Raw genomic sequence first — 8,988 nt, forward strand, 5'->3', positions numbered from 1 at the left:
GAGTTATATGGACAATTCAATTCTGACACTGCCGTTCGTCCCGCTGAGGGGCATTGTAGTTTTTCCTAAATTGCTCAGTAATATAGATATAGGCAGGGAAAAATCATTGGCTGCTGTCGATTATGCGATGGAACATGATCGTCTGATGATTGTTTCAGCACAGCTGGATGAAGACGAAGAAAACCCCGGCTTTGACGGAATTTATCAGGTCGGGACCTTGGTACGGATCCAGCAGCTTCTCCGCCTTCCCGGCGGTATTGTACGTATTCTGGCTGATGGGATTTCCCGCGTCGAAATACGGGGATATTCTGATAAAGAAAACTATACAGAAGTGGCAGCTGTGAAAATACAGGAAGTATATGCCGAATCTAATGAAAATGAAGCATTGCGCCGTCTGATGCTGCACCGCTTCACAGACTGGCTCGATAATTTAAAAGGAAATGACGAGCTCAAAGAAAAAGCCGAAGCCATACAGGATGCCGGAACTCTGGCTGATTTTATTGCTGCCCAGCTTCCACTCCGGCTGGTGGCGCGTCAACAGATGCTGGAAATCTATGATGTCAGCCAGCGCATGCGCCGTGTATGCGGACTCCTAGATACAGAAGTCGATATTGCCAGTCTGGAGTCAAAACTCAATATGGAAGTCCGTGGCAAAATGGACCAGCAGCAGAAAGAATACTATCTCCGTGAAAAAATCAAAGCGATTCATAAAGAGCTGGGGGATAAATACGATAAAGACACGGAAGTAGAAGAACTGCGCGAAAAAATCCGCAAGATGAAACTGGATAAGGAAATCGAAGAGGTCATGCTGAAGGAAGTAGACCGTCTCGACTCGATGCCTCCAATGATGGCAGAATCGGCGATTATCCGTTCGTATCTTGACTGGATGATGGAGCTTCCCTGGAAAAAGGAAACGAAAGACCGTCTGGACCTTGCCCTGGCCCAGCAGATTCTGGACGAAGATCATTATGGCCTTACAAAAATAAAAGACAGGATCATTGAATACCTTGCGGTCCGACAGCTGACGAAAAGCCTGAAAGGGCCTATCCTTTGCTTTGTAGGACCTCCTGGAACGGGTAAGACGAGTATTGCCCGCTCTATTGCCCGGGCAATGAATCGCAAGTATGTCCGCATTTCTCTCGGTGGTGTACGTGACGAAGCGGAAATCCGTGGTCATCGCCGTACGTATATCGGGGCTCTGCCGGGGCGTATCATAGCCGGTATGAAGCAGGCAGGAACTAAGAATCCTGTGTTCCTGCTTGATGAAATTGACAAAATGACATCGGATATGCGCGGCGATCCGTCATCGGCCCTGCTGGAAGTCCTGGACCCGGAACAAAATAACACGTTCAGTGATCATTTTATCGAAGTGCCTTTTGACCTCTCCCGTGTTCTCTGGATTACGACTGCCAATGTCATCAGTGATATTCCAAGGCCACTATTGGACCGCATGGAAATCATCGAATTTACGAGTTATACAGAAGAAGAAAAATTACAGATAGCCAAGCGGTATCTGGTGCCCAAACAACTGAAGGAAAATGGTCTTCAGCCGGGACAGGCTAAGTTCAGTGATGCCGTATTGCGTCATATTATTCAGGATTATACCCGTGAATCGGGCGTACGTACGTTGGAAAAGACTATCGGTACGGTTTGCCGCAAAGTAGGTAAATCCCTGCTCTTAGGAGATGACAAGCCGCTTACCGTAACGGTACGGAACCTCGAAAAAATTCTCGGTCCCATCAAATTCCTCCCGACAGAGGTCTGCAAGACGGATGAAGTCGGCCGCGTAACCGGTATGGCCTGGACACAGGTAGGTGGTGAAGTACTGGAAACAGAAGCTGCGGCAGTGAAAGGAAAGGGAAACCTGCTTCTGACTGGCCAGCTGGGTGATGTCATGAAGGAATCGGCAGAAGCCGGTATGACATATATCCGCAGCCGGGCAGACGAACTGGGACTGGCCCCTGATTTCTATGCTACGACAGACATACACATCCACCTGCCGGAAGGAGCCGTTCCCAAAGATGGACCGTCGGCGGGCATCACGATGGCTACGGCTATCGCTTCTGCTCTTACAGGTCGCAAAGTACATCATGATCTTGCTATGACTGGCGAAATCACATTGCGCGGGACGGTGCTCCCTGTAGGCGGCATCAAGGAAAAAGTGATTGCAGCCCACCGGGCAGGCATTCATAAAATTCTCCTGCCGGAAGAAAATAAAAGAGATATGGCAGAGGTTCCACAAATTGTCAAGAAAGATGTGCAATTCGTGTTTGTCCATCATATGGATGAAGTGCTCAGTCAGGCACTGGTGACGCCATGATGAATCATGGCAGCCTGCAGATCATCCACCCATCGTATACGGCATCTGCCGTACGGCCGGATCAGTATCCCGGGGGAGATATCCCTGAAATTGCTTTTTTAGGCCGGTCCAACGTCGGAAAATCCAGCCTGATTAATTCGTTATGCCAGCACCGCGGTCTGGCACGGGTGAGCGGGGCGCCTGGCAAGACACAGACTATCAATTATTTCCAGGTGCTCCTCCAGGAGAAAAATGAGGAAAAGGAAACACGGCGGAAACTTTATTTCGTCGATCTTCCTGGATACGGATATGCCCGTACCGGTGGCAGAAACCGGCAGTTATGGAGCCATTTTATTGGGGAGTACATTACTTCTTCCCCAAATCTTCATCTGCTGTTTCTGCTTGTTGATCTGCGTCATCCCGACCTTCCCATCGACAGGGAGGCGTATACATGGCTGGCCGATAATGAAGTGCCACTGCAGATTATAGCGACAAAAGCGGATAAGCTGAAGAAAAATGAACGGGTTCGCAATCTGGCACAGATACAGAAACAATTTCCGACGGCTTTCCCTCCCATTGCGTATTCTTCACTGAAGCAGGAAGGACGCGCTGAAGTATTGCATACCGTCTATGAAGCCGTTACCGAAGACTAACTCAACACAAAAGACCGGATACCATTCAGGAAGGATGGATCCGGTCTTTTGACATCCTGTCGTTACGGGCTGGAAAGAAGCACTGCTTTCTGCTATAATGAGAGTGGTTTTGTATAGCGTTTTATAGGAGGGACCTTTTATGGCCATTGTTTCACTCGACAATGAGTCGGCATTTACCCTGCATGTCCTGCACAAAAAGGGAATCGTGATTGTTGATTTCTGGGCTCCCTGGTGTGAACCCTGCAAAATGATACGTGCCGAAATACAACGGGCCGCTGAAGCGTTTAAAGATCAGGTGGAAGTGGTGCGGGTCGATGTGGATGCATTTCACAGCCTGGCGGAAAAATATGATATCATGGCGATACCGACATTGCTTTTCTTTAAAGATGGCAAACCGGTCAAACGGATCATCGGCTATGCATCAGAAGAGGAAATACGGAAATTTTTGGCAACACTTGTCTGAAAAGAGTCCCTGTTTTGACAGTAAAAACGTTAGGATGGTATAATTAAGAGTGAGCTTATTTAATTTAGAAGAAAAAAAGATGTTGTCTGTTGTCGTCCCGGTATTCAATGAACAATTGAATATTGAGAAGTTTTATGAAGAGGCGACAAAAGCAATACAAAACCTGGATATGGATTATGAACTCATTTTTGTCGATGATGGGTCCAAAGATACGACGCCACTTATTCTCAGCCGGCTGACCGAACAGGATGATCATGTCCGCGCTCTGATTCTGGCACGGAATTTCGGACATCAGCTTGCCATTACGTGTGGTATGGATTATGCTCAGGGGGACGCTATTATCACGATGGATGGTGATATGCAGCATCCACCAGCTATGATTCCGGATCTGGTGCAAAAATGGCGTGAAGGATTCGATGTCGTCCAGACTGTACGGAAAGGGACCGATGATGCCGGCTTTTTAAAACGGCTGACGTCAAAATGGTATTATATTCTGCTCAATGCTCTTTCACCTGTTCATATTACGCCTGGGGGATCTGATTTTCGTCTCATCGACCGGCGGGTGCTGAATACATTCCGTCTGTTTCGCGAACATGACCGGTTTATCCGGGGTATGATGGGGGATATCGGCTATAAGCAGACTACACTTGATTTTATAGCTCCCCGGCGTTTTGCAGGTAAATCGAAATTCTCTGGCCGCAAGATGCTGCATTTTGCTCTCGATGGGATTACAGCCTTTTCGAAGACCCCGTTGCGTATTTCCTTTTATGCAGGGCTTTTGAGCGGCCTTTTAAGTATTATTATGATTATTCATACGCTGTACAGCCATCTTACGGGAACGGCAGCTCCGGGCTGGACTACTACGACAATCATGGTTTGTCTCATGGGTGGCCTGCAGCTCATTTTTTTAGGCGTCATTGGTGAATATATCGGACGTATTTTTGAAGAAGTCAAGCAACGCCCCTTATACTGGCTGCGGGCTGAACTAGGTCATAAAAGACGGCCATAGAGGGACATGCAGATAGTTTTGAGAGGAGTTTATATGAGACAGATGATGCATAGGCTACTCGTATTCAGTCTGCTCTTTTCGGCAGTTGTCATGCCTGCCGGTGCTTATAACATAGGCGACCGGGGCGTACAGGTTATGAAGATACAGAAGCAGCTCGTAAAATACGGGTATCCTATCGGTACGGACGGTATTTATGGGAGCGAAACGGCCCGTGCAGTACAGCGTTTTCAGGCTGATAAAGGACTGGATATTGATGGCATTGTCGATAGTAAGACCTATAAGAAACTTTTAGGCTCGTCTATGCCTAAGAACGAGGCAAAACGGGCGGAAAAAGCTAAGTCTAAAACAGTTGCCATGAAGACGAAATATCCGAGCAGCCGGAATTATACAGAATATTCAAAAATCAAGAAATTTACAAGCCATGACGTGATAGGAGACCGTCTGGTGTCTACGGCTAATAAATACGTTGGTGTGCCGTATGTTTTTGGCGGTAACACGCCGAGCGGATTTGATTGTTCCGGTTTTACACGGTATGTTTTTTCGCATAACGGCATCAATCTGCCCCGAATGGCCGATGAACAATACCGCATCGGTTCGGCCGTATCACGGAGCGAGCTTATCCCTGGTGATCTCGTTTTCTTTTCAACGTATGAGCCGGGCGCTTCGCACGCAGGTATTTATGTTGGTGATAACCAGTTTATCAGCGCTACGAGCAGCGGCGGCATCCGGGTTGATAGCATGGACAGCGGCTACTGGGCTTCCCGCTATGTGGGAGCCAAACGGGTACGCTGAAAATAAATCTGCTTTTAGCTCTTTTATGGCAAAAAGGTTGCCCAACGGGAGATAAAAAGCGTATAATCTGAGTCATACCAAAAGCTAAGACTGAGGGAGTGTTTGAAATTATGAAGTATATGACGGGAAATGAAATCCGTAAAGCCTATCTGGAATTTTTCAAAAGTAAACAGCATCTGATTTTGCACAGTTTTCCACTGATTCCGGAAAACGACCCGAGCCTGCTGCTTATCGGTGCTGGTATGGCTCCGTTGAAACCGTATTTTACTGGAAAACTCGTACCGCCTTCGTATCGCGTTACGACGAGCCAGAAATGTATCCGGACTGACGACATTGACAATGTAGGCCGGACAGCCCGCCATCATACGTTTTTTGAAATGCTGGGTAATTTCTCCTTTGGCGATTATTTTAAAAAAGAAGCTATTTCCTGGGCATGGGAATTTCTGACGAAGGTCATTGAACTGGATCCGGATAAGCTGTATGTCACTATTTATCCGGATGACAAAGAAGCCTATGATTACTGGCATAATATGATTGGTCTGGCCGATGAACGTATTTTTAAATTTGACGATAATTTCTGGGAAATCGGCGAAGGCCCCTGTGGCCCGGATAGTGAAATATTCTATGACCTGGGACCGGAACGGGGCTGTGGCAAACCGACCTGTACGGTAGGATGTGACTGTGACCGGTATCTGGAAATATGGAATCTCGTATTCACTCAGTACAACCGTACGAAAGATGGAAAATATGAACCACTGGCCAAGAAAAATATTGATACAGGCTGTGGGCTGGAACGGCTGGCTTCGGTTATCCAGCAGAAAGAATCGAATTTTGAAACGGATCTGATTTTCCCGATCATTGAAAAAGTCATCGCTATCAGTGGCGGAGATTATTCCCAGCCGGACCAGAAGATGGCGATGAAAGTCATTGCCGATCATATCCGGGCTATTACTGTGATGATCAGCGATGGCATCCTGCCGAGCAATGAAGGGCGTGGCTATGTGCTGCGCCGCATCCTGCGCCGTGCTGTCCGGTATGGCCGCCTGCTGGGAATTGATCATTTGTTCCTCAGCTCTCTCGTCGATACGGTTATTGATATTCTCGGCACAGAATATCCGGAACTCAGACAATATGAAAGCCTGATCAAGAGAGTCATCGATACGGAAGAACGCCAGTTCAGTGCTACCTTGGCACAAGGTCTGGATCTGCTGCACCAGATGATGGAAGAAGCCAATAGTACAAAAATCCTTGCTGGCAGTGAAGTATTCAAATTATACGATACCTTTGGCTTCCCTGTTGAATTAACTGAAGAAATTGCCGCAGAAAAAGGCTATACACTGGATACAGAAGGCTTTAAAAAAGCCATGACGGAACAGCAGGAACGTGCCCGTGCCGCACGTACGAAAGTATCTGCAAAAGTGGCTGTACCGGATACGACTAAACTCGATCAGGATACTCTGGTGAATGATGCCGAAGCTGTTAACGGCCATATCGTCATGATTGGCAGAGAAGGGACGGAAGTACAGCAGGCCCGGGATGGAGAAGAAGTTACGATTATTCTTGATTCCAATCCGTTCCATGCCGAAGGAGGCGGCCAGCTTGGTGATACGGGCATATTAAAAGCCCAGGGTGGTTCTGCCCGGGTAACCGATGCCAAAGCACTGCCTAATGGTCTGGTCTATCTTATTGCAACGGTGGCAGAAGGGCAGATCCAGACTGGTGACGCCGTAGATATTGCTGTGGATAAAGCCCGGAATCTGGCAATTGCACGTAATCACACGGCAACGCATCTTCTTCAGGCTGCGCTGCGGAAGGTTCTGGGAAATCATGTCAATCAGGCAGGGTCGTTGGTGACACCGGAACATCTGCGTTTTGATTTCACGAATTTCTCCCCTGTTTCTGCAGAAGAACTGGAAAAAGTAGAGTCACTGGTCAATGAAGAAATACTGAAGAATGTACCGGTTACGATTGAAGAAATGGCATTGAAAGATGCAAAAGAAAAAGGCGCTATGGCACTTTTTGGTGAAAAGTATGGTGACAGGGTACGTGTTGTTTCTGTCGGTGATTTCAGTTGTGAATTGTGTGGCGGCTCCCATGTAACAAATACCGCTGCGATTGGTTCATTCCGGATTCTCTCTGAAACGGGGACAGGAACAGGTGTACGCCGTATCGAAGCGGTTACCGGGGCAGCCGCCCTTCAAAAAGCCAAGGCTGATGAAGCGGTTATCCGTAATCTGGCATCGGCATTGAAGGTCAAAGCCGATGATGTAACAGTAAAAGTCGGTCATCTCCTGAAACAGCTGAAAGATACGGAAAAGGAATTACAGCAGCTCAAAAAAGATGCCGCCCTTTCTGATCTCGATGCTATACTGGCCAGCAGAGAAGATATAAACGGAGTCCCCGTCATTGCAGCGTCAGCCCAGGCTGATTCGATGGACAGTCTGCGCGAACTGGCGGATACAGTACTGGACAAGTCCGGTAGTGGCGTAGTCCTCCTGGCAGCTGTATCTGGCGATAAAGTGCAGTTTGTCTGCAAGGTAGACAAAGGGGATACGAAAAAAGGACTTCATGCAGGAAAAATCATTAAGGCGGCAGCTCAGGCTGCTGGCGGGAATGGCGGTGGCCGTCCCGATATGGCACAGGCTGGCGGTAAGCAGCCTGAACAGATAGATGCAGCGCTGCGGGCTGGCAAAGATATGGTTAAAAACTTACTGGGATAATGTCCTGGCATCATAGATAAAGGATGTGACAAACATGGCAATTAGTGATGAAACGATGATCGTAAAAAACAGAAATGAGGAACAGACTGTTGCTTCCATGATTCTGGAAGACGTGTATCATGCCCTGGAGGAAAAAGGATATAATCCTATTAATCAGATTGTAGGATATCTTCTTTCTGGCGATCCAACGTACATTACGAGTCATAATAATGCTCGCAGTAATATCCGCCGTATTGAACGGGACGAATTGATTGAAGAACTGGTTCGTTCGTACGTCAAACAGCATAATTTATAGGAGACATATGAGAATCTTAGGTCTGGACGTAGGCTCGCGTACCATAGGCGTTGCCTGCAGCGATCCCTTATTGCTGACGGCTCAGGGAATGGAAACAATAAAGCGGCAATCGAAAAAGAAAGATTTTGCCCGCCTGAAAGAAATTATAAAAGAAAAAGATGTACATCGTGTTGTCGTTGGTAAACCACGTCATATGAATGGTGATTACAGCGAGAATATGGAGAAAATTGAACAGTTTGTCTCAGAATTAAAAAAAGTGCTCCCCGATATGGAATTTGTGTATTGGGATGAACGCCTGACAACTGTCATGGCGACCCAGGTACTTATGGAAGGAAATGTGCGCCGGGAAAAGCGGAAACAGTTCGTTGACAAAATGGCGGCAGTTCTGATATTGCAAAATTATTTAGATGCTCAGGGAGGATAATATGGCAGAAGACATGTTGGAAGAAGTTGAAGTAATCACCATAACTGGTGAAGACGGGCAGGAAGAATACTATGCAGTCGATGTGACCATTCCGTATGCAGGCAAGGAGTTTGCTGTACTCGTTCCGTACAGTGAAGAAGGTGATGAATCTGCTGATGGTGATGCTATCATTGCACGTCTTGATGAAGAAGATGGCGAAACTGTGTATGTGTCCCCGACAGATGAAGAATTTGAAGCAGTGCTTCATGCCTACGACAAATTAATGGAAGAAGAATAGTAATTTGATAAAAAGGGTCTAGTCCAACTTTTGTGGTTGGGCTAGACCTTTTTTTG

General features: G+C 47.2%; 9 protein-coding genes. All 9 read left to right on the forward strand.

The window, feature by feature from the left end; translation table 11 throughout:
- Positions 1–7 precede the first annotated feature (7 nt).
- The 9 genes from lon (at position 8) to DW949_RS09520 (ending at position 8,932) form a co-directional block, all read left to right on the forward strand.
- Positions 8–2,320 (forward strand): endopeptidase La, encoded by a 2,313-nt coding sequence (lon, locus tag DW949_RS09480; RefSeq protein ID WP_118022980.1) that lies wholly within the window; start codon positions 8–10, stop codon positions 2,318–2,320.
- Positions 2,317–2,952: a ribosome biogenesis GTP-binding protein YihA/YsxC gene (gene yihA / locus DW949_RS09485; RefSeq protein WP_233539564.1), complete on the forward strand. Its 636-nt coding sequence runs from the start codon at positions 2,317–2,319 to the stop codon at positions 2,950–2,952. The genes lon and yihA overlap by 4 nt, the downstream gene beginning before the upstream one ends.
- A 139-nt stretch (positions 2,953–3,091) precedes the next feature.
- A complete protein-coding gene (trxA, locus tag DW949_RS09490) occupies positions 3,092–3,415 on the forward strand; it encodes a thioredoxin (RefSeq protein ID WP_233539565.1) in 324 nt (107 codons plus the stop codon).
- Between the two features lie 79 nt (positions 3,416–3,494).
- Positions 3,495–4,424: a glycosyltransferase family 2 protein gene (locus tag DW949_RS09495; RefSeq protein ID WP_118022982.1), complete on the forward strand. Its 930-nt coding sequence runs from the start codon at positions 3,495–3,497 to the stop codon at positions 4,422–4,424.
- A 33-nt stretch (positions 4,425–4,457) separates the two neighbouring features.
- Positions 4,458–5,216, forward strand: coding sequence for an NlpC/P60 family protein (locus DW949_RS09500; protein WP_118022983.1), 759 nt, complete (start codon positions 4,458–4,460; stop codon positions 5,214–5,216).
- Positions 5,217–5,335: 119 nt separating this feature from the next.
- Positions 5,336–7,936: an alanine--tRNA ligase gene (alaS, locus tag DW949_RS09505; protein WP_199595839.1), complete on the forward strand. Its 2,601-nt coding sequence runs from the start codon at positions 5,336–5,338 to the stop codon at positions 7,934–7,936.
- 34 nt (positions 7,937–7,970) lie between these two features.
- The gene (locus tag DW949_RS09510) at positions 7,971–8,231 is read left to right on the forward strand and encodes an IreB family regulatory phosphoprotein (protein WP_118022985.1); all 261 of its coding nucleotides are present in this window, start codon (positions 7,971–7,973) and stop codon (positions 8,229–8,231) included.
- A gap of 7 nt (positions 8,232–8,238) precedes the next feature.
- Complete coding sequence (ruvX, locus tag DW949_RS09515) at positions 8,239–8,655, forward strand: Holliday junction resolvase RuvX (protein WP_118022986.1); 417 nt, start codon at positions 8,239–8,241, stop codon at positions 8,653–8,655.
- A gap of 1 nt (position 8,656) precedes the next feature.
- Positions 8,657–8,932: a DUF1292 domain-containing protein gene (locus DW949_RS09520; protein WP_118022987.1), complete on the forward strand. Its 276-nt coding sequence runs from the start codon at positions 8,657–8,659 to the stop codon at positions 8,930–8,932.
- Positions 8,933–8,988: the final 56 nt, after the last annotated feature.

The organism is Megasphaera sp. AM44-1BH (assembly GCF_003467125.1).
In the GTDB taxonomy this organism is placed as follows: domain Bacteria; phylum Bacillota; class Negativicutes; order Veillonellales; family Megasphaeraceae; genus Megasphaera.

Coding starts and splice junctions, on each gene's coding strand:
- lon (WP_118022980.1), top strand. CDS start 8: ATGGACAATTCAATTCTGACACTGCCGTTCGTCCCGCTGAGGGGCATT.
- yihA (WP_233539564.1), top strand. CDS start 2,317: ATGATGAATCATGGCAGCCTGCAGATCATCCACCCATCGTATACGGCA.
- trxA (WP_233539565.1), top strand. CDS start 3,092: ATGGCCATTGTTTCACTCGACAATGAGTCGGCATTTACCCTGCATGTC.
- DW949_RS09495 (WP_118022982.1), top strand. CDS start 3,495: ATGTTGTCTGTTGTCGTCCCGGTATTCAATGAACAATTGAATATTGAG.
- DW949_RS09500 (WP_118022983.1), top strand. CDS start 4,458: ATGAGACAGATGATGCATAGGCTACTCGTATTCAGTCTGCTCTTTTCG.
- alaS (WP_199595839.1), top strand. CDS start 5,336: ATGACGGGAAATGAAATCCGTAAAGCCTATCTGGAATTTTTCAAAAGT.
- DW949_RS09510 (WP_118022985.1), top strand. CDS start 7,971: ATGGCAATTAGTGATGAAACGATGATCGTAAAAAACAGAAATGAGGAA.
- ruvX (WP_118022986.1), top strand. CDS start 8,239: ATGAGAATCTTAGGTCTGGACGTAGGCTCGCGTACCATAGGCGTTGCC.
- DW949_RS09520 (WP_118022987.1), top strand. CDS start 8,657: ATGGCAGAAGACATGTTGGAAGAAGTTGAAGTAATCACCATAACTGGT.